Below are 24,893 nucleotides of genomic sequence, written 5' to 3' on the forward strand. Positions count from 1 at the left end.
GCATCGGAACACCACGCACAAACGGGCATCGGGTGACCCATTTACCTTTCAACTCTGGCGGCTTACTGTGAGGCGCAGAGTCACTAGCTACGTCAGGGGCACGACCGTTGCTCCCCGCGATATCGCCGAAAGCGAGAGTGCAGAGATGAATCTGACCCCGAGGGAAATCGACAAGCTGTATATCTACCAGGTCGCGGATCTGGCACGAAAACGGCGCGAAAGAGGTACCAAACTCAACGTTTCCGAAGCCCAGGCCTTGATCAGCGAGGCCATTCTCGAAGCTGCCAGAGATGGCAAAAGCGTTGCCGAATGTATGGAGCTCGGCAAAGGCATCGTCAAGGAGAAGGATTGCATGGATGGCGTGCGTCCCCGAATCGCCCTGCTTCAAGTCGAAGCCACGTTCGTTGACGGTACAAAGCTCGTCTCCTGCCATGACCCAGTGGGGGTTTAGCGGATGACGCTCGGCCAGGAACCGTCGTGGATTGTGTTAGTCGGCGGGCACGAGAGTGACGATGGCGCTGACCTTGACTTCGTCAAGGCCGCACTGCCCAACGTGCGCCCCAGCCCTCCAGGGCGTCCTCTGAACAATGTCGTCTCACGAGCACTCGACGCCACAGACGGTGTCGTGGCTGTGCTGCCCATGACGTTCGGACGCAATCCAACGATGGTTGCCGATACGGCCAAAACGATGCAGTGGCTGTCGACAGGACGAGAAGGTGGCCGACTTACGTTGTGCGAGCCATTCGGTTCCGCTGACCACCTCGTCGCCTGGCTGCGTACCGCGGCTACCAGGACGCATGCGCGACGGCCCGGTGCCGGCATCATCGTCGCGGCGCCTCGGTCGAATCCATTCGACGATGCCGAACTGTATCGACTGGCCCATCTTGTGCGCACACACGGCGCCGGAAACGACGTCGAAGTCTGTTGCTACGAATCCGACGGCGATGTTGTCCAAAGCATCCAACGCTTTCGAGCGCTGGGGCGGGGCGAGACCGAAATTGTTCCTGCTGGGTTCGCGCGCACGTCACCTGTTGACCTGTCAGCGTCAGCGTCAGCGACATCCGGTGCCGAATTCTACGGACCGCTGATGAGTGAGCAGGCAATCGTTCGGATCATCACGGAACGCGTCGCGGAGGCCGAGCACAACCTCGGCCGAGGTCACAACGGGATCGAAGATGGCCTGCTGGCCGACCACGGTCACGGATTTGCCCACTCCCACGCCTTCGAAGAAGGGCAGGCCCCGCACACCCACTCGCACAGTGGTGTCCCCCACACACATGGAGGGCACAGCGAAGAACACACCCACGAATCGCACTCGGATCAGTCCGATGTGCGCCCAGAAGAATTCACGCACAGTCATTGACAGGTGGAGGAAAAATCATGCTTGGAAGCCCTAAATATGAGTTTGGTAGCGATCAATTGGAGATCAACGCCGGACGCGATCACGTCACGCTCAAGGTGAGCAACACAGGCGACCGTGCAGTTCAGGTCGGATCACATTTCCACTTCTTCGAGGCTAATAAAGCCCTCAGGTTCGAGCGGGAGAAGGCATTCGGGATGCACCTCGATATTCCGGCGGGCACAGCAGTCCGGCTCGAACCCGGAGACACGAAGGAAGTGACGCTCGTCGCTTACGCCGGAAATCGACACATCGTCGGTTTCAACAATCTCGTCGACGGCGGGCTGGATTCCGAACGCACCCGCATCGAGGCGATCGATCGCATGAAGGAACTGAAGTACGAAGATGGCGCGCCAACAACGCGTTCCACCGCTGGTGCCACCACCTCAAAGGGGAAGAAATAATGGCTCTCATCTCACGCAAGGAATACTCGGACCTGTACGGACCGACCCGGGGCGACAAAGTGCGGCTGGCCGACACCAACCTCGTCATCGAGATCGAAATGGACTACAGCGAAGGTCACTATGGCGATGAGATCGTCTATGGCGGCGGTAAGACCGCCCGAGACGGGATGGGTGCCGATCCTCAGGCGACAGGAGCCAACGGGGTACTCGACCTCGTCATCACGAATGCGATTATTCTCGACCCGGTGCTTGGAGTCATCAAAGGCGACATCGGCATCAAGGACGGACTGATCGTTGGTGTCGGAAAGTCAGGCAATCCCCAGCTCCAGAGCGGCGTCGACCCTCGGCTTGTCGTCGGCCCAGGCACAGAGCTACTCGCTGGCGAGCACCTGATCGCAACCGCAGGCGGAATCGACTCCCACGTCCACTACATCTCGCCGCAGCAGGCGCAAGCGGCGCTGTCCAATGGGATCACCACGCTCTTTGGCGGTGGTACCGGCCCGACAGATGGCACAAATGGTGTGACGACGACGCCTGGCGCATGGAATATTCATCGCATGCTTCAAGCCGCAGAGGACATGCCCGTCAACCTCGGTTTCCTCGGGAAGGGAAACGGGTCGCTCCCCGGCGCGCTTATCGAACAGCTCGAAGCCGGAGCTGCCGGGCTCAAGGTGCACGAGGACTACGGCGCAACGCCGGCCGCGATCAGCAATGCGCTGGACGTCGCTGAACTCTACGACGTCCAAATCTCGGTGCACACGGACAGCCTCAACGAGGCTGGGTTCGTTGAGAACACACTGGACGCGATCAACGGACGCACCATCCACACCTTCCACACTGAGGGCGCTGGCGGTGGGCACGCCCCAGACATCATGAAGGTTGCCGGCCACTCCAATGTGTTGCCGTCATCGACCAACCCAACGCTGCCGTACACCGTGAATTCGGTCGACGAGCTGCTTGACATGGTCATGGTCTGCCACCACCTGTCGCACGACATCCCAGAGGACGTCTCGTTTGCGGACTCCCGGGTACGCGCGGAGACGATCTCGGCAGAGACGGTGCTGCACGACGAAGGGGTCATCTCGATGATCTCGTCCGACTCGCAGGCGATGGGGCGCGTGGGTGAATCATTTACCCGCACATTCCAGGTGGCCCACCACAACAAGGACCAGCGCGGAAAGCTGCCGGAGGATGCCGAGGGCAACGATAACTTCCGGGTACTGCGCTACCTGGCCAAGATCACGATCAACCCCGCTATCACGCAGGGTATCTCCGACTACATCGGTTCGATCGAAGCCGGAAAGATCGCAGATATCGTGCTGTGGCCGACGGAGTCCTTCGCTGCAAAGCCCAAGCTCATCGTGAAGGGTGGCTTGATCAACTGGGCGCTCATGGGAGACCCGAACGCCTCACTGCCGACTCCTCAGCCGGTGTACTACCGGCCGATGTTCGGCGCCATGGGCCGGGCGCAGAAGAATACGCGAGTCACGTTCATGTCGAAGGCCGGAATCGAGAACGGTATCCCCGAGAAGTTGGGGCTGGAGAGCAAGGTGCTCCCCGTGAAGCGGACCCGCAACATCGGTAAGGAGAGCATGGTCAGGAACAATGCCTTGCCGGTCATCGAAGTCGACCCTGAGACGTTCAAAGTGACGTACGACGGCAAGCCGGCGACGATCAAGCCAGCGAAGACACTTCCGCTGACCCAGTTGTTCTTCCTGGCATAGTCGATCATGGCTTCCTCTGATGTTCGGCGGCTGCTGGTCAGCCTGCAGCTGTCGGACTCGGCATTTCCGAGTGGTTTTTACACGCTCTCCCATGGCTTGGAGGGATTCAGTCAAGCCAGGTTGATAGCGCGTGGAGGAGTTGAGGCGTTGCTTGCCGAAATGCTCATACACTCGGTCGGTCCGGGCGACGGGACTGCGCTCGCAGCAGCTCATCGCGCCGCCCGGATAGGAGCGTGGGATGTCGTTCGAGAGGTCGACCAGCGCCTCTTCGCTTCGAAGCTGAATGCGGAGATGCGCAAGGCCTCTGTCCGAAGCGGCCGTCAGTTCACGGAGGTCGCCATGGCGGCCTTCGGCGGTGCAGAGCTCGAAGAGTACCGCCGCATGGTCACGGACCGATCGACACCTGGCTGCCAGGCGGTCGCAACTGCCGTGGCGTACGCGGGTGCCGGCGTCGACACCGAACAAGCTGTCGCCTCTGACCTTTTCGCCTTCTCGGTGAGCTTCGTAGGAGCCGCGCTTCGGCTCCGGCTCACGGACCACCAAGACGCACAAGTGATATTGAACGCTGTTGCGCCCGCCATTGAGCGGGCGACCGCCCAGGCCATCAACCGGCATATCGAAGATCTGGGTGGCTGCGTGCCCATGGCCGACGTCATGTCGGCGAGGCACGAGCGAGCAGAAGCCAGGCTGTTTGCCAGTTGAGCGCATCCGATGGCTCGCTTTAATCCGCATCTCTACAGGAAAGAAAGACACACACCATGAGTGAACACGTACTGCGTATTGGCATCGGCGGACCTGTCGGTTCTGGAAAGACCGCGCTTGCCGAGGCCTTAGTTCCCCTTCTCATTGCATCCGGGCACACGCCGGGCGTCATTACCAATGACATCTACACGCAAGAGGATGCGCACCACGTTCGGCGCGAACTCGCCGGGGTTCTCGATCCGGAACGGGTGGTCGGCGTGGAGACGGGGGCATGTCCGCATACTGCAGTTCGAGACGACCCCACTATGAATCTGGCCGCGGGCGCCGAAATGCTTGAACGGTTCCCCGACATCGACACGCTCATCTATGAGTCGGGCGGGGACAATCTCACGCTGACCTTCTCCCCCGCGCTCGCTGACGTTTTCGTTTTTGTCCTCGATACCGCTGAGGGCGAGAAGATGCCACGCAAGCGAGGTCCAGGCATCACGGAATCCGACATCCTCGTCATCAACAAGATCGATATCGCCCAATATGTGCGTTGCGACCTCGACGTGATGGAAAGTGACGCGCACCGCGTCCGTGACGACAAGCCGGTCGTCCTCACGAACGCGCTGACTGGGCATGGGGTGCAAGCTCTCCATGATCAGATCCTGGCTGAGTGGAGTAAGACGCGCGAGGAACAACTGGCATGACGATCGAGCACGAAGTGATTAACCACGTTGGTAGTGAGCCGCCGGAATTTGCCGGCGGCTATCGCCTCCAGCGCGCGCATTTCGAACCTGCTCGCGTACCAGATGAGGTCCTGCGCTACGACGAGGCGATGGGCGACCTCGACGTGGGCAGCCCGGGCAAAGTCGGAATCATGCAGCTCGAGTTCGCTAAGGGCGAGCATCGCACAGAGCTCGCGCACCACTATCAAAAGTCGCCGCTGCAGATCATGCGACCGTTGTATTACGACGAGCTGCGCCCCGACATGCCGTACACCTTCCTCATGTCCACCGGTGGGGGCGTTCTGCAGGGTGATCGACTCCGAACTGACCTGACCTTTGGTCCTGGCAGTTCCGCACACGTCACGACGCAGGCCCACACCAGGATCTACAAGATGGAGCGCAACTACGCGACGGCCATCGTGAATCTTGTGGTTGGAGCAGGTGCCTATGTGGAATACATGCCAGACCCGGTCATCCCCTTCGCCAGGTCCAGGTACTACCAGCACACCAGGGTTGAACTCGATCCGACGGCCACCCTGATCGTCAGCGAAACAGTGTACGCCGGGCGACTGGCCAGGGACGAGCGGCACCACTACGACGTGTTTGCGTCTGATTTCGAGGTGTTCAGGCCAGACGGATCACTCGTCGCGTTGGACAAGGTACGGCTAGTGCCTGGGGACGGTGGGGTCGAAGGGCTCGCCATGCTCGATGGGCGCGATGTGCTGTCGATGCTTTACGTCTTCACTCCCTTGGTGCCGGCGCAGGAATTGGCCGACAGCCTGCATGAACTCCTCGCCGAATTGACGGACACGACTGCGCAGGATGATCCCCTATTCGGCGTGAGTGTCCTGCCTGGCGACGTCGGAGTCTGGGTACGTGCCCTCGGAAATGACACCATCGCCATGGCCAGGAGGACCGCCGCGCTCTGGAGCTTCATTCATGAGCGAGTGACGGGGCTCGCAGCTCCGGCGATCAGAAAGACGTGACCTGATATGAAGAACCCGCCCTCATATGCCGTCCAGCTCGTCAAGGTATTCATCCCTGTCGTGATAATTCACGTCGTCGGCTTTGGGATATTCTTCATGTTCGTCCAGCCTCAGCAGCTCCAGCTCGGCTCGGCGGTATTTGGGATCGGAATCGCGATCACTGCCTACCTGTTGGGGGTGAGGCACGCTTTCGACGCCGACCATATTGCCGCGATCGACAACACCACCCGCAAGCTTGTTGATATGAATAAGCCAGCGGCTGGCGTTGGGCTGTTCTTTTCATTGGGGCACTCCACCGTGGTGTTCCTCATGGCTCTACTGCTCGCCGGTGGAATCAGCTGGGCGGCTGGCCTGGCATCCGATGGGAATGCGGCTCGGGACTGGCTGGGCGTCTTCGGCACCATGATCTCTGGCATCTTCCTGATACTGATCGGCGTCATCAATGCCATCTCATTCTTCGCAATTCTGCGGGTGTGGCGCGCATCGAGAAACAGCACACTTAATCAGGAGGATCTGGACCATCACCTCGAAGGCCGCGGCTTCATCAACAAGATCCTGCGGCCACTCGTCAAGTCGGTCGATCGCCCAGGGAAGATGTACTTCGTCGGATTCCTCTTCGGGCTTGGCTTCGACACCGCTAGCGAGATCGCGCTGCTGGTTCTTGCCGGAACAGGCGCGGCAACCGGTATGCCCTGGTATGCCGTGCTGTGCCTGCCGCTCATCTTTGCAGCGGGGATGAGCCTGTTCGACACTCTGGACTCCGCTGTGATGGTCAAAGCGTACGGCTGGGCAACGATCAACCCGATTCGCAAGGTCTACTACAGCCTCACGGTCACTGGAATCTCAGTGGTTATCGCAATCGTGATCGGTGGCATCGAGCTCCTCGGGCTGCTCAATGAGAAGCTCGGTTTGAAAGATCCAATCACCTCGTGGATAGCGACGATTGATTTGGAGTACATCGGCTACATCGTGGTCGGCACGCTAGTCACCGCGTGGCTGTTGTCGATGGCGTATTGGAAATTCGGCAAGATCGAACAGCGCTGGAACGCTCATCATCCGGCTACAGACACGCCTTCACCAAGCTCGAAGGGCTCTGATTGACATGACTAACGCAAATGCAACTCAGCATGCACAAGGACCGGCCGTGCAGGCCGGCGAATCCATCGGCCACGGCGTCTCGCAAATCTACTTTCAGGCAAATATCTGGACGGGACTACTCATCCTCGCGGCCTTCGTCGTCGCGGACTGGCGGATGGCCATCCTGGCTCTACTCGGCGCCATCGCGGCAACCGTCACCGCGGTGCTATTCAAAGTGCCGAGGAGCGACATCGTCGCTGGAATGCACGGCTTCTGCGGCACGCTCGTGGGCGCCGCAGCGTTCGCGGCAATGGGCGGCGACCAGTGGCTGCCATATCTGATGGCGATCGTCGGCGGTATTGTCTGCACCCCGATCACCCTTGGTGTGCTGTGGCTCTTCACTCACGGGCCGCTGAAGCCAATCAATCTCCCGTACACCACAGCGCCGTTCTGTATCACCGCCGGCATCGTTTACGGCCTCACGATTCCAGCCCACGTCACCTCAGCGCCACTGACAGCTCCTGAGTCCGGCGGCATCGGCTTTCTGCAATCCCTTCTGACCAATGTGTCGCAGGTCGTGCTCGTCGACAGCGCCATCGGCGGTGCGCTCATTCTGATCGGGCTGTTCATCGCGAGCTGGAAGGTCGGAGTTGCCGCGATACTCGGCAGCCTGATCGGCAGCCTGATCGCTCTGGCCGTTGGCGATGATATGGCCAAGATCTCCAACGGCCTTGGTGGCTACTCCGCCGTGTTGACGGCCATCGCCATGGCGGCCGTGTTCCTGAAGGGCGTGTGGGAGCCATGGGTGATGGCGGTCATCGGCGCCGTGCTCACCGCACTTGTCCAATTCTGGATGGGCTTCCTCCCCGGCCCGATCTATACCTGGCCATACATCCTCACGACATGGGTGCTGCTGATCCTGACCTTCGTCATCCCGCGGCTCGTTCGGCGGGAACACGGAGGTCACGGCGCGGAAGCCATGGCCACGGCCACCTAACAGGCGCTCGCACGGCCAGCCTGCGGTCGCTCGCTAAGATGGAAACGAGCGAGGAGCGTCCCCTTTCCTCGCTTTTACACCGCAGAATTGGAGCTTTAATGGCCGAACAGTCCCGTCTCGATGCCGTCATCACTTTGGCGCAGCACCGCGGATTCGTATTTCCGTCCGGCGAGATCTATGGCGGCACCAAATCTGCGTGGGACTACGGCCCTCTCGGTGTCGAGCTCAAGGAGAACATCAAGCGCCAGTGGTGGAACGCTTTCGTGCGCGGGCGTGGCGACATGGTTGGTCTTGACTCTGCAATCATCCTCCCAACTGCGGTCTGGGAGGCCTCTGGCCATGTCAAGGTCTTCAGCGATCCGCTGACCGAATCGCTGACCACGCACAAGCGATACCGGGCAGACCATTTGTTCGAAGCTTACGAGGCCGAGCACGGCCACCCTCCCGTCAACGGGCTCGCTGACATCCCCGACCCTGAGCACCCCAAAATCATCGGTCAGTGGACCGAGGTTCGCGCATTCTCAGGGCTAATGAAGACCTACCTGGGCGCCGTTGACGATGAGTCGGGCATGCACTACATGCGCCCGGAAACCGCACAGGGCATTTTCACAAACTTCCACAACGTTCTGCAGACGTCGCGCAAAAAGCCGCCGTTCGGTATCGGCCAGATCGGAAAGGCCTTCCGCAACGAGATCACACCGGGAAACTTCATTTTCCGAACCCGTGAATTCGAGCAGATGGAGATTGAGTACTTCGTCGAGCCCGGTACCGACGAAGAGTGGCAGCAGAAGTGGATGGACCTCTCCTGGGAGTGGTTCATCGACCTTGGCATGAACCCTGAGAACATCCGTTGGTTCGAACACCCGCAAGAGAAGCTGGCACACTACTCGAAGCGCACCGTCGACATCGAGTACCGATTCCACTTCGCCGGCAGCGAATGGGGCGAACTCATGGGCGTCGCCAACCGCACCGACTACGACGTCAAGGTGCACGCAGAGGCTTCTGGCAAGGACCTCAGCTACTTCGACCAGAACAAGAACGAACGGTACATCCCGTTCGTAATCGAGCCGTCGTTCGGTCTGACCCGTGCTCTGATGGCGTTCCTGGTCGATGCGTACGATGTCGAAGAGGTTCCCAACGCCAAGGGCGGTATCGACAAGCGCACTGTGCTGCGTCTCGACCCGCGCCTGGCGCCGGTCAAGGTTGCTGTCCTTCCGCTGTCGCGCAACGAGGCATTGTCGCCGTTGGCGCGTTCGGTCGGAGATGCACTTCGCAAGCACTGGAACGTCGACTTCGATGACGCCGGTGCAATCGGTCGTCGTTACCGCCGCCAGGACGAGATCGGCACCCCGTTGTGTGTGACTGTCGACTTCGACTCCCTCGAAGACAACGCTGTCACAGTGCGCGACCGCGACACGATGCAGCAGGATCGCGTGCCGCTCGATGAGCTGCACGAGTACCTCTCCAGCCGCTTGAACGGCGCATAACATCAGCTAATGAGAAACCCCCTCCAGCCTGCTGGAGGGGGTTTCTCATTGTGCACATTGGGCTTAGCCCGGTTCTCCGGCCTGAGATGAGCTCTTTATGTCGCTGACAGGCGGATGGATGACCATTCCGAACTCGTTCACACGCTTGAACTCATCGGGATCAGCACCTCTCAGAGGTGGCTGTGGACAGTTCAGTACTGTGTTGTTCAGGGAATGATCAATCGTGTGCTCGGTCATCGGTTGCCCGCAAACCGGACAATCTTTAAGCGCCACAGTTTCTGCGGCCGGATAAGTTCCCTCAGGAGGCGACTCGAATATCGGGTACAGTTTTCCTTCGACCCACTCGAACAAGTGGGAGAATCCGCCACCGCGCGTTGATCTCTCCTGAGTCATACCACCACCATACGCCTGGTGTTGCCTGGTGGCACAAGAATCTATTGCGGCGGTTATTCCTCTCCGAACCCGGTTTCAACGAGGTCAGCCAGAGCGTTGACTGCATCCGCGCCGTCGGGTGCGTCCGACGAGATCTCGGCGACTGCGCCCTTGTTCAGGCCTAACGACATAATGCCAAGCAGGCTCCGTGCGTCTTTGCCGTTCACTGTGACCGGCACCGAGAACGAGCTCGCCAGTTTGACGAACTCAGCCGCAGGACGCGCATGCAGGCCAGCTTTGTTGCGCAGGGTAACGGAGCGCGAGAAGCGCCCGCTTGGCGCCTCTGCCTCTGCAGGAGCAGCAGACGGTGCAGCAGACGGAGTAGCCGGAAGGCCAGGAACGAACACTTGTGCGGCCGACAAGGCGGCATTCGACACAGCATCGAGGTCTCCCCCGACCTCAGCCGCAACCGCGGCAGCGACTCCGCCCTCAACGAGTGGTGCGTTCACGAGCCTGACTCGCGCCCTAACGCCATCGTCGAGGAAGTCGAGCGCGGTTTCGGCGGTCAGGATTGCTGAACCCAGGTCGCAGAGCACGACAACACCCGCGCCGGAGTCGGCGGCTTCGATACCGGCGGACACCTTTTCGTAACTGGTTCCGATTCCGTCTTCGTCGGTGCCGCCGGCCGCGACGAGCGTCACCCCGGCTGCCATCTGACGCGCCAGATCGACGAGTCCCTCCGCGATCTTGACGCTGTGGGAGACGAATACGATTCCTACCATGTCGGTTGCACCAGCCACGTCTATGCCTTCACAGCCGAATCCGCGGCGGCCCTCAGCAACAGCGCTGTTGATTGTGCGCCAGGATCACGGTGTCCGATCGCCCGCTCCCCCAGATAGCTGGCCCGCCCCTTCCGAGCGACGAGCGGTTCGGTCGCGACCGCGCCTGCTTCTGCAGCGTCCGCGGCAGCGGCCAGGACCCCGGCAGCATCTACGCCATCGGCAGCAGCCCGTGCCGCGGCGTCTACGGCTGGAGTCCAGGCGTCCACCATAGTCTTGTCACCGGAATCAGCCTTTCCTCGCAGCACGATTCCGTCACGCGCTGCCGTGAGCACGGCAACGATGCCCTCGCTATCGAGCTCGCTCCCGGCAACCATCGATGCTTTGAGATACGCGGTCCCGTACAGCGGCCCTGATGCGCCGCCGACAGTCGAGATGAGCGTCGTAGCCACAACCTTCAGAACGTCGCCTGGCGTGGCATCCGCCGGGACGTTGTCCAGTTTGAGGAGCGCCGCCTGAAAGCCTCTGTCCATGTTCTCGCCGTGGTCACCGTCACCGATGTCCCGATCGAGGGTATTTAGCTCTGCCCGCTTCTCAGAGAGGATCTGAGCGCTTTGGCGAATCCATTCTTTTGCCCAAGCAACATCGACAGACATACTTCTGCTCTACCTTCCCCACCGCAGTGCGGCCGTGTGCACCGGGGCATCCCACAGTGCAGTCAATTCATCATCAAGCTTAAGCACAGTGATTGAAGCTCCCTGCATCTCCAACGACGTGGTGTAGTTGCCGACGAGCGTCCTGGTGACCTCGATGCCCTTGCTCGCCAGCACTTCTGCGGCACGGCGGAAGACGATGTAGAGCTCAACCTGCGGTGTGCCACCCATGCCGTTGACCAGCAGCAGCACCTTGTCGCCGGCGACGAACGGGATGTCCTCAACGATCGGTCCGAGGAGCCGGTCGACTATGGCGTCCGCCGGCTGGAGCTTGATGCGCTCACGACCTGGCTCACCATGAATGCCAACTCCGATCTCGATCTCGTCGTCGGCGAGCTCAAAACTGGGCTCACCTGCGTGAGGGACGACACAGGGGGTTAAAGCGACGCCCATCGTCCGCACCTGCGCGTTCACCCTCTCAGCGATGGCCACAACGGCGTCGAGGGAGTCGCCACGCTCTGCGGCTGCTCCGGCGATCTTCTCGACCAGAACTGTTCCCGCGACTCCGCGACGACCAGCGGTGTAGAGGGAATCCTTGACGGCTACGTCATCGTTAATGATGACTGAGCGCACCTCAATACCCTCGATAGATGCCAGGTCGGCTGCCGTCTCGAAGTTCAGGACGTCTCCGGTGTAGTTCTTGACGATGTGCAATACCCCAGCGCCGCCGTTGACTGCCTGGGTTGCGGCCAAGATAGGGTCTGGCGTCGGAGAAGTGAATACCGGCCCAGGGACTGCAGCATCCAGCATCCCTGGACCGACGAATCCGCCGTGCAAAGGTTCGTGGCCACTTCCGCCGCCGCTGACGATTCCAACTTTGCCTGCAATAGGGGCGTCTTTTCGCACAATGTAGATCGGGTCATGAGACACCCTGACCAGGTCACCATGCGCGGCTTCGAAGCCTGCAACAGCCTCGTTGACCACGTCCTTTGGATCGTTGATGAGCTTTTTCATGAGCATCCCTTCACCTGGCGTATGAGGCACCGTCATCTTCGCTGATGGCGGGTTCGACCCAAACATACCGTTGCCCAACTTACGCGCTCCTGACGCTCACTGTAAGTGCCCGAAGTCGGCCGCACGAATTTACATTCCCCTCGGCTACCCCGCGGGTCTATGGTTGAGCCAACCGCTCGTGCCATGGGTTTGCTCAGGCGTTCCCTGGCCTCATCTGAAAGGTCAACGTGGACAATCTCGGAGTTGCGTTTCTGTCGGAAGTAGTTGGCACAGCACTGCTGGTGCTCCTTGGCTGTGGTGTCGTAGCTAACGTCGCTCTCGCGAAGACCAAAGGTCTCGCCGGGGGCTTCCTTATGGTCAGCATCGGATGGGGCTTCGCGGTCTTCTCCGGCGTGATCGTTGCGTATAACTCAGGCGCCTATTTGAACCCGGCAGTCGTGCTCGGCGTCATTGCGTCAGGAGCAACTGATTTCGGTGGTGCGGCACTTGTGCCCGTCACCTTCGGGTCAACGCTCGCATATATCGCAGCGGAGCTGATCGGCGCCTTCATCGGCGCCGTCGTCGTATGGCTGGCTTACAAACAGCACTTCGACACCGAGCCTGAGCCTGCCAACAAGCTCGGCGTCTTCTCGACCGGCCCCGCAATCCGCTCATACGGCTGGAACCTGGTCACCGAGATCATCGGCACGTTCGTTCTCGTCTTCGTCGTCATCGGCTTCGGTGGCGGACGACAGGGCGAAGGTGGCCTTGCTGCCCTCGGCGCCCTGCCGGTAGCACTGTTGGTTCTCGTGATCGGTACTTCACTCGGTGGACCGACCGGATACGCCATCAACCCGGCACGTGACCTGGGCCCGCGTATCGCGCACTTCGTGCTTCCGATCAAGGGCAAGGGATCATCCGACTGGTCCTACTCCTGGGTACCGGTTGTCGGTCCCATCATCGGCGGCCTTCTCGCCGGCTGGGCATCCATCGTGATGCTGCCGATCCTCGGCTAACGCGCAGCGGGCCGGTTCATCCCGAACCGGCCCGCATCTCTGCCTAAATGCACCTCCCAATTTCAATTTCAATGGAGAAATCAATGCCTGATTACGTACTCGCCATCGACCAGGGCACCACCAGCAGCAGGGCAATCATCTTCGACAAGGCCGGGTCGATCATCTCGACCGGTCAGCTCGAGCACGAGCAGATCTTCCCGAAGGCCGGCTGGGTCGAGCACGACCCGAAAGAAATCTGGGACAACGTCCGTGAGGTCATTGGCCAGGCACTGGGCAAGGCAAACCTGACCCGCCACGACATCGCGTCTGTCGGTATCACCAACCAGCGCGAGACAGCTGTCGTCTGGGACAAGAACACCGGGGAGCCCGTCTACAACGCAATCGTCTGGCAGGACACCCGTACCCAGCCGATCGTTGACCGTCTCGCAGCGGATGGCGGTGTCGAGCGCTTCAAGCAGAAGGTCGGCCTGCCGCTGGCCACCTACTTCTCGGGAACCAAGATCGTCTGGATCCTCGAGAACGTCGAAGGCGCCCGCGCCAAAGCCGACGCCGGCGACCTGCTCTTCGGAACCACAGATAGCTGGGTCCTCTGGAACCTGACCGGTGGAACCGACGGTGGAGTCCACGCCACCGACGTGACCAACGCGTCTCGCACGCTGTTCATGGACCTCGAGACCCTGCAGTGGGACGACGACATTCTCGCGGCATTCAATGTGCCGAAGTCAATGTTGCCCGCGATCAAGTCCTCGTCCGAGGTCTACGGCATCGTCGACGAGCACAGCCTGTTGCGCGAGGTACCCGTCGCCGGCATCCTGGGCGACCAGCAGGCCGCGACCTTCGGCCAGGCTGCATTTGACCAGGGTGAAGCCAAGAACACCTACGGCACCGGCAACTTCCTCATTTTCAACACCGGTGAAGAGATCGTGCACTCCAAGAACGGCCTGCTCACGACCCTGGGCTACAAGCTGGGTGACGCGGCTCCCCACTATGCACTCGAAGGCTCGATCGCCGTCACCGGTTCACTGGTGCAGTGGCTGCGCGACAACCTCGGCATCATCCACTCAGCACCGGAGATCGAGGCTCTGGCCGCCACTGTGGAGGACAACGGCGGTGCATACTTCGTACCGGCGTTCTCTGGCCTCTTCGCGCCATACTGGCGTGCGGATGCCCGTGGTGCACTGGTTGGCCTGACCCGCTTCGTGAACAAGGGCCACATTGCCCGCGCTGCACTTGAGGCAACGGCCTACCAGACCCGAGAAGTGATCGACGCTGTCAACGCAGACTCCGGAGTCCCTCTGACTGAGATCAAGGTAGACGGCGGAATGATCGCCAACAACCTGCTGATGCAGTTCCAGGCCGACATTCTGGGGGTGCCAGTCGTACGTCCGGTCGTTGCAGAAACCACGGCACTCGGTGCGGCATACGCTGCCGGCCTGGCCGTCGGCTTCTGGAGCGGCTTGGACGAGTTGCGTGCAAACTGGCAGGAAGACAGCCGGTGGACACCCCAGCTGCCACAGGAAGAAAGCGACCGTCTGTTGCGCAACTGGAAGAAGGCCGTCACGAAGACCTTCGACTGGGTCGACGGCGACGTGAAGTAGTCGACACAGGCGCGAGCCGAACACATCCAGTGCTTCGGTTCGCGCCTGTACTTATTCAACCTCGAGTTGATTCAACCCACTGAGCAAGCTTGGCCGTGGCCGCACCGGAGTCAATAGTCTCCGCGGCCACGGCCATCTTCGTACGGAACCGCTCAAGAATGGCAATCTGGGACTGTGCCGGATCCTGAGCCAGATCAAAGGCGACCAGGCCAGCGGCGGCATTCAGCAGAACGATGTCCCTGACCGGGCCTTCCTCCCCCGCGAGCACAGCACGCACGACATCGGCGTTGTGCGCAGCGTCGCCGCCGACCAGATCGCTCATCTTCGCCCGCTTGAGACCGAGGTCGCGCGGCTCGATGTCGTGTTCGGTAACGAGTCCCCTCGATACCTCCCATACGTGGCTGTGGCCTGTCGTGGTGAGTTCGTCGAGACCGTCATCACCCCGGAAGACAAGTGCTGTAGCTCCGCGGGTCTGGAAGACACCCACGAACAGCGGGACCCTATCAAGGCTGGCGACACCGACGGCAGAGGCCTCAGGTCGAGCCGGGTTGCAGAGCGGGCCGAGATAGTTGAAGACCGTCGGAATGCCGAGGTCGCTACGAACCTCAGAAGCGTGACGGAAACCAGGATGGAAAGCTGCAGCATACGCAAAGGTGATCCCGGCCTCATCCAAGATCGACGCGACCCGATCGGCTGACAGCGTGAGGTCGATGCCGAGTGCCGCGAGCACATCAGATGACCCCGATGCCGAACTGGCTGCCCTGTTGCCGTGCTTGATTACCGGAACACCTGCTGCAGCACACACGATCGAGGACATCGTCGACACGTTGACAGTTCCGAAGCGATCGCCGCCCGTCCCCACAATGTCGAGTGCCATTGGATTCACGGACAACGGAACGGCGTGCTCAAGAATTGCGTCACGAAATCCGACGATCTCGTCAACAGTTTCGCCCTTGGCTTTCAGTGCTACCAGGAACGCCGCCAACTGAGCCGGTTTAACTTCACCGATCATCACCTGTTCCATACACCACGCAGCATCGGCGACGCTGAGATCCTCGCCATTGAGTAGGGCGTGCAGGATATTGGGCCATGACTGCAATTCGAACATGACATCGATCTTAAAGCAGAAGTGCCCACTCCCCTGAATTTACGCGGCCTTCCGGGCAGTTATTAGGCATACCTAACTCGCACCAATCTGGGACAGGCATGCCAGATTGAGAAAAACCTGTGCGAATATCGGCCATAATGGAGGAGTGACGAGCACTTCAATTACTCCTATGGCGGCTACGCCCGTAGTGAACAGGCCCAACAGCGTAGCGGTGGGCACCATTGTCTGGCTAGGCAGTGAGGTCATGTTCTTCGCGGGGCTCTTCGCGATCTACTTCACGCTTCGTTCGACGTCGCCTGAACTGTGGGCCGCCGAGACAGCGAAACACAACTTCACCTATGCGTTGATCAACACGCTGATCCTGGTCTCCTCCTCCGTGACATGCCAGTTCGGCGTCTTCGCGGCCGAGCGGCTGCAGGCGCGTGCGACCGGTTGGAAGCCGAGCCAGTGGGGCATGGTCGAGTGGTTCTTCCTCACCTACGCCCTCGGCGCGATCTTCGTAGCCGGCCAGGTACTCGAGTACGCAACGTTGGTCTCTGAGGGAATCGCCCTCGACACCAATGCATACGGCTCAGCCTTCTACCTCACCACCGGTTTCCACGGAATTCACGTGACCGGCGGTCTGATTGCCTTCCTTCTGGTTATTGGCCGCGCTTTTGCTGTCAAGAACTTCGGCCACAAGGAAGCAACAAGCGCCATTGTCGTGTCTTACTACTGGCACTTCGTCGACGTCGTCTGGATCGGGCTCTTCCTGGTCATTTACGTTCTCAAATAGAAATCAGGAGCGGACAACTTCAGCATGCCCGAGAACAGAACACCCAAGGTCCGTAAGGTCCGTAAGGTCCGTAAGGCCGGCCGCCGTCACCCGATGGCCAGCGTCGCTCTCATCGCGATCGGCCTCCTCTTCACCGGTGGCGCCTACGCCGCCATTAGCACCGGAACTGCTTCAGCTGAAGCAGACGCCACATCGCAGCAGACCATTGATGAAGGTCAGAAGCTTTTCGCTGCAAACTGTGCAACCTGCCATGGCATGAGCGCAGAAGGAACAGCGAACGGTCCGACACTGATCGGTGTTGGCGCAGCCTCCGTCGACTTCCAGGTCGGCACCGGACGCATGCCGCTCGAGATGCAGGGCCCGCAGGCGATTCAGAAGCCAGTGCAGTTCACCGAAGATCAGGTTGCAGCCCTCTCGGCTTATGTCGCGTCGTTGGCACCTGGTCCCGCAATCCCTGACGCAGAGCTGCTCGATGCACAGGGCGACGCCAGTAATGGTGGCGAGCTGTTCCGCATCAACTGCGCAATGTGCCACAACGTGGCTGGCGCAGGTGGAGCACTCACCGAGGGCAAGTTCGCACCCCCTCTCACCGGTGTTCCGGCCAAGTACATCTACGAGGCCATGATCACCGGCCCGCAGAACATGCCGGTGTTCAATGACATGAACATCTCGCCTGAGGGCAAGCGCGACATCATCACGTACCTCAAGTACATCGAGAACAACCCGTCACCAGGCGGCTTCGCACTCGGATCGCTCGGACCCGTTTCTGAGGGCTTGTTCCTCTGGATCTTTGGACTCGGAAGCATCGTGGCGTTGACCGTATGGATCACGGCAAAGTCGAACTGACCGGAACCCGGTCTCGAAAAATTATTGAATCGACATTTGGTATGAAGGAGAACAATGGCCAAGGACGATAACGGCGGGAAGGATCTGACAGCTGCCGATTCGTCAGACGTTGTACACGTGGATGAATCCCCGGGTATAGCAGTCGTCGCACGGGATGCCCTTGCCAATCCTGGCTTACCCCCGCACCGCCCCCGCATCACTGACCTCAGCCCCAAAGCAGAGCGTCACGCGGAGCGAACCGTATACACGCTTTTCTACTTGTCAATTGTGGGCAGCGTTTTTGCGATCGCGGCATACATGGTCTTCCCGATCGTTCCTGACGACCCCAGTTCAGTTCGCCTGAACACGCTTTTCATCGGCCTCGGTCTGACGCTTGCACTGCTGGCGATCGGTATCGGTGCTGTGCACTGGGGCAAGGCGCTCATGTCGGACCACGAGGGTGTCGACGAACGCCACCCGGTTCGCGGTTCGGAAGAGACACGTGCTCGTGCAGTTGAGATCTTCGCTGAGGCAAACGAAGAATCAGGTTTCGGTCGCCGTACCCTGATTCGCAACAGTCTTATCGGCGCGCTCGTTGCCTTCCCGCTTCCGGCAGTCGTTCTTTTCCGTGGCCTCGGCCCGCAGGATGAGAACCCCGTCGAGCTCCTCAGCCACACCATGTGGAAAAAGGGAACTCGTCTGGCCATCGACCCGACCGGACTTCCGATCAAGGCATCGGATGTCACCCTCGGGTCAGCTTTCCAGGTTATCCCTGAAGGCCTGATGGACATCGAGCACGGCAGGCTCGAAGAAAAGGCAAAGGCCGCTGTACTTCTTATGCGTCTGAAGCCTGAAGATCTGCACGAACTCCCGGATCGCAAGGATTGGTCGTACGACGGCATCGTCGCGTACTCCAAGATTTGCACCCACGTTGGATGCCCCGTGGCCCTGTACGAGCAGCAGACGCACAACCTGCTCTGCCCGTGCCACCAGTCCCAGTTCGACGTCACAAACCACTGTGAGGTCATCTTCGGACCGGCCGCGCGGCCACTGCCGCAACTTCCTATCGCCGTTGACGCTGAGGGTTACCTCATCGCACGTAGCGACTTCACCGAACCCGTCGGGCCGAGCTTCTGGGAGCGCCATTGAGTACGACAACCACCGAGAGCGCCCCGGCAGATACTCGCAAGTCCGGCGGCTTCACCGCCTCGGCAGCGAACTATCTTGACGAGCGCACCAGCATCTCATCCGCGGTCAAGGAATTGGGTCGCAAGATCTTCCCTGACCACTGGTCATTCCTCCTCGGCGAAGTAGCGCTGTACAGCTTCGTCATCATCCTGCTGTCAGGTTCATTCCTGACGTTCTTCTTCCAGGCTTCAATGGCAGAGGTCCACTACGACGGCTCGTACGTTCCGCTCAAGGGCGTCGAGATGTCTGTCGCGATGGCTTCATCGCTCGACATCTCGTTCGACCTCCGTGGCGGACTGTTGATGCGCCAGGTTCACCACTGGGCAGCCCTGCTGTTCGTGGCGTCCATCGGTCTGCACATGCTGCGCATCTTCTTCACCGGTGCGTTCCGCAAGCCGCGCGAACTCAACTGGGTGATCGGTTTCGTGCTGTTCATCCTCGCCATGGCAGAGGGCTTCACGGGATACTCGCTTCCCGATGACCTGCTGTCTGGTAACGGCCTCCGCATCATTGATGGCATGGTCAAGGGCATCCCGCTCGTCGGCACCTGGATCTCGTTCCTCCTCTTCGGTGGAGAGTTCCCCGGTACCGACATCGTTGGTCGCCTCTACTCGCTGCACATCCTGCTGCTGCCGGCAATCATTGTCGCCTTCATCGCGCTCCACTTGCTGTTCGTGGTCGTACACAAGCACACGCAGTTCCCTGGTGCAGGCAAGACCAACTCGAACGTTGTCGGCTTCCCCGTGCTCCCTGTCTACGCAGCCAAGGCCGGTGGATTCTTCTTCATCGTCTTCGGCGTAGTCATGCTGATGGCGTCGCTGTTCACGATCAACCCGATCTGGAACTACGGCCCGTATGACCCCTCACCGGTGTCTGCTGGTACACAGCCTGACTGGTATATCGGCTTTGCTGACGGCGCACTCCGCCTGATTCCGCCGCACCTCGAGTTCGTATGGCTGGCCCGCACGTGGTCGTTCAACATCCTGATCCCGCTGGCCGCGATCGGTATCTTCATCGTCCTCGTGATGATCTACCCGTTCATCGAGGCCTGGATCACCGGCGACAAGCGCGAGCACCACATCCTTGACCGTCCACGCAACGCCCCGACGCGCACAGCGATCGGTGCTGCGGGTGTCACGTTCTACGCCGGCCTCTGGGCCGCAGCATCGTCGGACATCATCGCCACTCACTTCCATCTCACAATGGAAGGCGTGATCCATACGCTGCAGGCTGTTGTGATTCTCGGCCCGTTCATCGCCTACTTCATTGCCAAGCGAATCTGCCTGGCCTTGCAGAAGAAGGATCGCGAGATCGTTCTCCACGGCTATGAGTCCGGACGCATAGTCCGACTTCCTGGCGGTGAGTTCATCGAGGTTCACCAGCCGGTCGACGAGTACGAGCGCTGGAAGCTGGTTAACTTCCAGGAGTACCAGCCACTGATGATTCGTCCGAACTCCCGTGGCCAGATCACGTTCGGTCAGCGTTTGCGCGCAGGACTGTCCCGCTGGTTCTTCGAAGACCGGATCGCTCCGGTCTCCAAGAAGGAGATCGAGCAGTCGCACGGAGACCACCACTAAGTCCGCCAGCCGGACCTGATACACATAGATCGGGCATCGATGTCCCTCCACACATTGTCGGAGTGGCTTCGGTGCCCGATCTGTTTAACCCCGTTGACTGCTTTTGAACCGTTGTTGCTCCGCTGCGAGCATGGGCACTCGTTCGATGTCAACAAGCGCGGCTTCGTGACGATGCTGCGCTCGCACGGATTGATCGGCGACAGCGCAGCGATGCTCGACGCACGAGCATCCTTTCTCAACGCAGGCTGGTACGCACCGCTGCTGGATGCCGTCAGCACACTGAGCACGCAGCAGGACCCGGCAGACGTACTTGATATCGGCTGTGGCACCGGCTATTACCTGGGCGGGGTATTGGAACGCTCCCCTGCCGCTCGCGCGCTCGCCTTCGACATCTCCCCCGCGGCCGTATCTCGGACGGTACGCAGCCATCCGCACGTCGACGGCCTGGTTGCCGACGTCTGGTCGGCTTTGCCGATCCGCGGCAACTCAGCCGATCTCATCCTTAACGTGTTCGCACCCCGCAATGCAGCGGAGTTCGCGCGTATTCTGCGACCCGACGGCCTGATGATCGTCGTGATCCCCCAGGACAGCCACCTCCGCGAACTTCGGGATACCGGACTGGCCCTCGGAGTTCAGCAGAACAAAGCGACTCAGCTCGTCGACAGCCTCGCCGACCACTTCGCCGTTGAAAGCCGGCAGAAGCTCGATGTCCGAATGGATTTGACGCAAGCAGAGATCATGAGCCTCGTCGGAATGGGTCCGTCTGCGCATCACCAGGGCGAGACGCCGGAACGCGGCGATGACGCCGACAACGACGCCGGGCACCGCCAGGTCGTGACTGCAGCGTTCGAGATCTTTGGGTTCAGGCCGCGCCACACAAGCCCGGCGGCGCAGTAGCACCCAGAGAGTACAGCGCCAGGAGCACTCAGCGCGGCCGTACTCGGCTCGCTAGCCGGCTACCGCCGATATGCGTCAGGTTGACTGCGATACGTCCTGAGGGCCGTCTTTGCCGCTCTGAAGATGTAGAGACAAGAGGCGCCAGCCAGAATGTCGGCGCCAAAGGTCGCCCCCTTGCGTAGGTCTACGCGACATCTGGCAACCAGGACCTCTTGACCATCAGATTTCGTCGTTCGCAGACGCTTCGATCCAATCGGTGGCTTCATCTGACAGAAAGAAGCCATCAGGTCCGCTCTCGCCAACCCAATTAGCTTCGTCGTTCATGACACCACCGGCGGCGACAATCTCATCCAGAATCGTCGCCGGGACCGCATCGCCGTTGTTGGCGATCAACCACTCTCGTGCCGAATCACTCAGGTTCGGCCACCACTCATCGATTTCCATGATCAAAGCTTTGCACTAGCATCCAGACTTTGCACCCGTGTGCGCCGCACGTTTCATCCGTGCACAACACAGAACGGCGCCCTCCCGAGGGAGAGCGCCGTTCTGTCGTGTAGCTATTCGCGTTTAGCGAGCGAACAATCCGCGGTAGTACTCGTAGACCCAGCCGACGAGGCTGATGGCACCGATTCCTACTGCGATGAAGCAGATCCAGAACCCGACGCCCAGTCCGAGGAAGAGCAGCGCGGCGCTAGCCGCGAGCATGATCGGCCACCAGCTCCACGGGCTGAAGAAGCCGAGCTCAGGGTCGCCGTCGTCGATGTTGGCGTCGAGGCGGTCTTCTGGCAGTTCGCCGCCCTGGGCTGCGTGGACGCGGCCCAGGTAGAAGGCGATGAATGCAGCCAGGACAGTCGACAGCGCCAAGGCCATCGTGCCGGCCCACTCGACGGTTCCGTAGAGAGGATCAACCAGGCTCCACACCACGTATGTGACGGTTGCCAGACCGAAGAACGCTGCGAGAATCCACAGGAGGTTGACGTTTGCTTTCATTTACTTGACCTTCTCGGAAGCCGCGTCGTACGTCGGAGCGTCAGGAGCGTCCTTCGCCGGGCCGATGCCAACGGGGATTGCGACCTCGGGGTGATTGAGGTCAAACGCAGGACGCTCTGAACGAATGCGCGGGATGGACGTGAAGTTGTGGCGCGGCGGCGGGCAGGATGTTGCCCACTCGAGCGATCCACCGTAACCCCATGGGTCGTTCACGGTTACCTTCGGCGCCTTGCGAGCGGTGATGTACACGTTCAGGAAGAACGGGATCATCGACGAAGCAAGGATCATGGCACCCACGGTGGAGAGCTGGTTCATCCAGGTGAATCCATCGTCGGGTGAGTAGGTTGCATAGCGACGCGGCATACCGACGACACCGAGCCAGTGCTGAACCAGGAACGTGGTGTGGAATCCGATGAACAGGAGCCAGAAGTGCCACTTGCCGAGGCGCTCGTTGAGCATCTTGCCTGTCCACTTCGGCCACCAGAAGTAGAAACCACTGAACATGGCGAATACGACGGTACCGAAGACGACGTAGTGGAAGTGAGCTACGACGAAGTAGGTGTCAGACACATGGAAGTCGAGCGGCGGCGAAGCCAGGATCACGCCGGTGAGACCACCGAAAGTGAAGGTGATGAGGAAGCCGATAGCCCAGAGCATCGGAGTCTCGAAGGTCAACGACCCTCGCCACATCGTGCCTATCCAGTTGAAGATCTTCACGCCTGTCGGAACAGCGATGAGCATCGTCATCAAGGAGAAGAACGGCAGCAGTACGGATCCGGTGACGTACATGTGGTGAGCCCACACGGTTACGGAGAGAGCAGCAATGGCGATGGTTGCGTAGATCAGCGTCTTGTAACCGAAGATCGGCTTGCGGCTGAACACCGGGAAGACCTCGGAGACGATACCGAAGAACGGCAGCGCGATGATGTACACCTCAGGGTGGCCGAAGAACCAGAACAGGTGCTGCCACAGGATGGCCCCACCGTTGGCAGGGTCGTAGATGTGCATGTCAAAGATGCGGTCACCGGCTGCGGCGAGCATTGCTGCTGCGAGAACGGGGAATGCCATCAGGACCAGAATCGAGGTGACGAGTGCGTTCCAGGTGAAGATCGGCATGCGGAACATCGTCATACCAGGTGCACGCATCGTGATGATGGTCGTGATGAAGTTGACCGCACCGAGGATGGTACCGAATCCGGAGAGACCGAGGCCCACCATCCACAGGTTTCCACCCACGCCTGGCGAGAACGTCGTACTTGCCAGTGGTTGATACGCGAACCAGCCGAACGAAGCTGCGCCCTGCGGGGTGAGGAAGCCGCCAACGGCGATCAGGCTACCGAAGAAGAAGAGCCAGAAGGAGAAAGCGTTCAGACGCGGGAACGCAACGTCTGGAGCACCGATCTGCAGCGGCATCAACGCATTGGCAAACCCGAAGAACAATGGGGTTGCGAACATGAGCAGCATGATCGTGCCGTGCATGGTGAAGAGCTGGTTGTACTGCTCCTTCGTCGCCACGACCTCAAGCCCGGGCTCGAACAGCTGAGCGCGGATGACAAGGGCCATCACGCCGCCGATGCAGAAGTAGATGAACGAGGTGATCAGGTACATGTACCCGATGACCTTGTGGTCAGTGGATGTCATCCACCTCACCAGGATGTTGCCCTTTTTCTCAGCACCGGGGCTGATGATGGGAGGCGCTGTGCGCACTGGTCCCGGGGTTTCGATGGTCGTGCTCATGGGTTAGTTGCCCTCCTGCGCCGTGGGGGCGCTGGTGCCCGGGAGATTTGAATTGCGGTCGTACTCGCTGCCGAGCTGACCTACATTACCCGCAGCACGAAGACCGTCGGTGTAAGCGATGTAGTCAGCCTCTGACACAACCTTCACCTTGAACAGCATCTGGGAGTGGTACTCGCCACAGAGCTCGGCACACTTGCCGTCGTAGGTTCCGATTCGTTCAGGGATGACCGACATGTAGTTGGTCTTACCGGGAATCATGTCCTTCTTGTAGAGGAAGTCGATGACCCAGAAAGAGTGAATGACGTCGCGTGAGTCGAGAGCGATCTCGATCTCCTTGCCGACGGGCAGCACGAGAGTCGGGAGCTCTGACTCAATGATTGAGCCGGGAGCACCCTCGGGGTCGGCCTGTGCCTGAATGCCTGTGTAGTAGACATCCTCGTTGACGTAGTTGAAGTCCCAGGCCCACTGCTTGCCCATGACCTGGATCTTGACCTCAGGATCGTCGAACCGGGCCTCAATGGCCTGCTGGTCCCTGGCCGTAAAGGCGAAGAATCCAAGAACGAGGATCAACGGCACGATCGTGTAGAAGATTTCGATCGGCATGTTGTAGCGAAGCTGCACCGGAAGGCCGGTCTGGCCCTTGCGGCGGCGGTAGACGACAACAGCCCACAGGGTGAGGCCCCATGTGATGATGCCGACAATGAGGAGAACGATCCAGGAGGTGGTCCACAAGCCGGAGACGCGCTCAGTGTGGTTCGTTACCGGTGACTGCCCCTCCTGGAATCCGGGGAGAAACCCGTTCTGCTGGGCTTGTGTACACCCCGCGAGAACAATGGTTAACGTCGCTGCGATTGGAATTGCAGCCCATCGAAGACGGCGGTTATTGCGCACCGGTGACC

The 24,893-nt window shown here is 60.2% G+C and carries 25 protein-coding genes; 17 read left to right on the forward strand and 8 right to left on the reverse strand.

The genetic code is table 11. From position 1 onward, the window contains the following. The first annotated feature begins 145 nt into the window (after positions 1-145). From ACMT3I_RS05965 to ACMT3I_RS06010, 10 genes are all read left to right on the forward strand, one after another. Positions 146-451, forward strand: coding sequence for an urease subunit gamma (locus tag ACMT3I_RS05965; protein ID WP_414803552.1), 306 nt, complete (start codon positions 146-148; stop codon positions 449-451). Positions 452-454: 3 nt separating this feature from the next. Continuing rightward, positions 455-1,363 (forward strand): hypothetical protein, encoded by a 909-nt coding sequence (locus ACMT3I_RS05970; RefSeq protein ID WP_414803553.1) that lies wholly within the window; start codon positions 455-457, stop codon positions 1,361-1,363. Beyond that, positions 1,360-1,803, forward strand: a complete 444-nt coding sequence (locus ACMT3I_RS05975) for an urease subunit beta (RefSeq protein ID WP_414803554.1) — start codon at positions 1,360-1,362, stop codon at positions 1,801-1,803. Before ACMT3I_RS05970 ends, ACMT3I_RS05975 begins: the two co-directional genes overlap by 4 nt. Next, entirely contained in the window at positions 1,803-3,527 is a 1,725-nt protein-coding gene (gene ureC / locus ACMT3I_RS05980; protein WP_414803555.1) for an urease subunit alpha, read from the forward strand. Before ACMT3I_RS05975 ends, ureC begins: the two co-directional genes overlap by 1 nt. A gap of 6 nt (positions 3,528-3,533) precedes the next feature. Next, positions 3,534-4,229, forward strand: a complete 696-nt coding sequence (locus ACMT3I_RS05985; protein ID WP_414803556.1) for an urease accessory protein UreF — start codon at positions 3,534-3,536, stop codon at positions 4,227-4,229. A gap of 56 nt (positions 4,230-4,285) precedes the next feature. Then, complete coding sequence (gene ureG / locus ACMT3I_RS05990) at positions 4,286-4,921, forward strand: urease accessory protein UreG (protein ID WP_414803557.1); 636 nt, start codon at positions 4,286-4,288, stop codon at positions 4,919-4,921. Continuing rightward, complete coding sequence (locus ACMT3I_RS05995) at positions 4,918-5,925, forward strand: urease accessory protein UreD (protein ID WP_414803558.1); 1,008 nt, start codon at positions 4,918-4,920, stop codon at positions 5,923-5,925. The genes ureG and ACMT3I_RS05995 overlap by 4 nt, the downstream gene beginning before the upstream one ends. Before the next feature lie 6 nt (positions 5,926-5,931). Continuing rightward, a complete protein-coding gene (locus tag ACMT3I_RS06000) occupies positions 5,932-7,026 on the forward strand; it encodes a HoxN/HupN/NixA family nickel/cobalt transporter (RefSeq protein ID WP_414803559.1) in 1,095 nt (364 codons plus the stop codon). Between the two features lies 1 nt (position 7,027). Then, positions 7,028-7,999 carry an urea transporter gene (locus ACMT3I_RS06005; RefSeq protein ID WP_414803560.1) on the forward strand — a complete coding sequence of 324 codons (972 nt, stop codon included), beginning with the start codon at positions 7,028-7,030 and terminating at the stop codon, positions 7,997-7,999. A gap of 98 nt (positions 8,000-8,097) precedes the next feature. After that, positions 8,098-9,486 (forward strand): glycine--tRNA ligase, encoded by a 1,389-nt coding sequence (locus tag ACMT3I_RS06010; protein ID WP_414803561.1) that lies wholly within the window; start codon positions 8,098-8,100, stop codon positions 9,484-9,486. Between the two features lie 446 nt (positions 9,487-9,932). Here ACMT3I_RS06010 and dhaM read toward each other — a convergent pair whose 3' ends face one another. The 3 genes from dhaM to dhaK are packed head-to-tail and all read right to left on the reverse strand — an operon-like array spanning position 9,933 to position 12,304. Further along, positions 9,933-10,640 carry a dihydroxyacetone kinase phosphoryl donor subunit DhaM gene (gene dhaM / locus ACMT3I_RS06015; protein WP_414803562.1) on the reverse strand — a complete coding sequence of 236 codons (708 nt, stop codon included), beginning with the start codon at positions 10,638-10,640 and terminating at the stop codon, positions 9,933-9,935. A 20-nt stretch (positions 10,641-10,660) separates the two neighbouring features. Beyond that, the gene (gene dhaL, locus ACMT3I_RS06020) at positions 10,661-11,293 is read right to left on the reverse strand and encodes a dihydroxyacetone kinase subunit DhaL (protein WP_414803563.1); all 633 of its coding nucleotides are present in this window, start codon (positions 11,291-11,293) and stop codon (positions 10,661-10,663) included. Between the two features lie 9 nt (positions 11,294-11,302). After that, positions 11,303-12,304, reverse strand: a complete 1,002-nt coding sequence (gene dhaK / locus ACMT3I_RS06025; RefSeq protein ID WP_414803564.1) for a dihydroxyacetone kinase subunit DhaK — start codon at positions 12,302-12,304, stop codon at positions 11,303-11,305. A 227-nt stretch (positions 12,305-12,531) separates the two neighbouring features. Between dhaK and ACMT3I_RS06030 the strand changes: the two genes are divergently transcribed. Further along, positions 12,532-13,299, forward strand: coding sequence for an MIP/aquaporin family protein (locus tag ACMT3I_RS06030; protein WP_414803565.1), 768 nt, complete (start codon positions 12,532-12,534; stop codon positions 13,297-13,299). 83 nt (positions 13,300-13,382) lie between these two features. After that, positions 13,383-14,897 (forward strand): glycerol kinase GlpK, encoded by a 1,515-nt coding sequence (glpK, locus tag ACMT3I_RS06035; RefSeq protein WP_414803566.1) that lies wholly within the window; start codon positions 13,383-13,385, stop codon positions 14,895-14,897. A 55-nt stretch (positions 14,898-14,952) separates the two neighbouring features. Here the strand turns inward: glpK and trpD are convergent, their stop codons facing one another. Then, positions 14,953-16,005, reverse strand: a complete 1,053-nt coding sequence (trpD, locus tag ACMT3I_RS06040) for an anthranilate phosphoribosyltransferase (protein WP_414803567.1) — start codon at positions 16,003-16,005, stop codon at positions 14,953-14,955. A 169-nt stretch (positions 16,006-16,174) separates the two neighbouring features. Here trpD and ACMT3I_RS06045 point away from each other — a divergent pair, with 169 nt between their 5' ends. The 5 genes from ACMT3I_RS06045 to ACMT3I_RS06065 are packed head-to-tail and all read left to right on the forward strand — an operon-like array spanning position 16,175 to position 21,267. Next, complete coding sequence (locus tag ACMT3I_RS06045; protein WP_414804023.1) at positions 16,175-16,780, forward strand: cytochrome c oxidase subunit 3; 606 nt, start codon at positions 16,175-16,177, stop codon at positions 16,778-16,780. Between the two features lie 24 nt (positions 16,781-16,804). Next, a complete protein-coding gene (locus tag ACMT3I_RS06050) occupies positions 16,805-17,626 on the forward strand; it encodes a c-type cytochrome (RefSeq protein WP_414803568.1) in 822 nt (273 codons plus the stop codon). A gap of 54 nt (positions 17,627-17,680) precedes the next feature. After that, a complete protein-coding gene (locus ACMT3I_RS06055) occupies positions 17,681-18,754 on the forward strand; it encodes a Rieske 2Fe-2S domain-containing protein (protein WP_414803569.1) in 1,074 nt (357 codons plus the stop codon). Next, positions 18,751-20,370, forward strand: coding sequence for a cytochrome b (locus ACMT3I_RS06060; protein WP_414803570.1), 1,620 nt, complete (start codon positions 18,751-18,753; stop codon positions 20,368-20,370). Before ACMT3I_RS06055 ends, ACMT3I_RS06060 begins: the two co-directional genes overlap by 4 nt. Before the next feature lie 39 nt (positions 20,371-20,409). Next, positions 20,410-21,267: a methyltransferase domain-containing protein gene (locus ACMT3I_RS06065; RefSeq protein WP_414803571.1), complete on the forward strand. Its 858-nt coding sequence runs from the start codon at positions 20,410-20,412 to the stop codon at positions 21,265-21,267. Between the two features lie 219 nt (positions 21,268-21,486). Here ACMT3I_RS06065 and ACMT3I_RS06070 read toward each other — a convergent pair whose 3' ends face one another. The 4 genes from ACMT3I_RS06070 to coxB form a co-directional block, all read right to left on the reverse strand. Continuing rightward, positions 21,487-21,711 carry a hypothetical protein gene (locus ACMT3I_RS06070; RefSeq protein WP_414803572.1) on the reverse strand — a complete coding sequence of 75 codons (225 nt, stop codon included), beginning with the start codon at positions 21,709-21,711 and terminating at the stop codon, positions 21,487-21,489. Positions 21,712-21,834: 123 nt separating this feature from the next. Continuing rightward, entirely contained in the window at positions 21,835-22,257 is a 423-nt protein-coding gene (locus ACMT3I_RS06075; RefSeq protein ID WP_414803573.1) for a cytochrome c oxidase subunit 4, read from the reverse strand. Next, the gene (gene ctaD, locus ACMT3I_RS06080) at positions 22,258-23,994 is read right to left on the reverse strand and encodes a cytochrome c oxidase subunit I (RefSeq protein WP_414803574.1); all 1,737 of its coding nucleotides are present in this window, start codon (positions 23,992-23,994) and stop codon (positions 22,258-22,260) included. 3 nt (positions 23,995-23,997) lie between these two features. After that, a complete protein-coding gene (coxB, locus tag ACMT3I_RS06085; RefSeq protein ID WP_414803575.1) occupies positions 23,998-24,885 on the reverse strand; it encodes a cytochrome c oxidase subunit II in 888 nt (295 codons plus the stop codon). Positions 24,886-24,893: the final 8 nt, after the last annotated feature.

Origin of the sequence: Leifsonia sp. A12D58 (assembly GCF_047530025.1) — a bacterium.
Taxonomy (GTDB): Bacteria; Actinomycetota; Actinomycetes; order Actinomycetales; family Microbacteriaceae; genus Cryobacterium.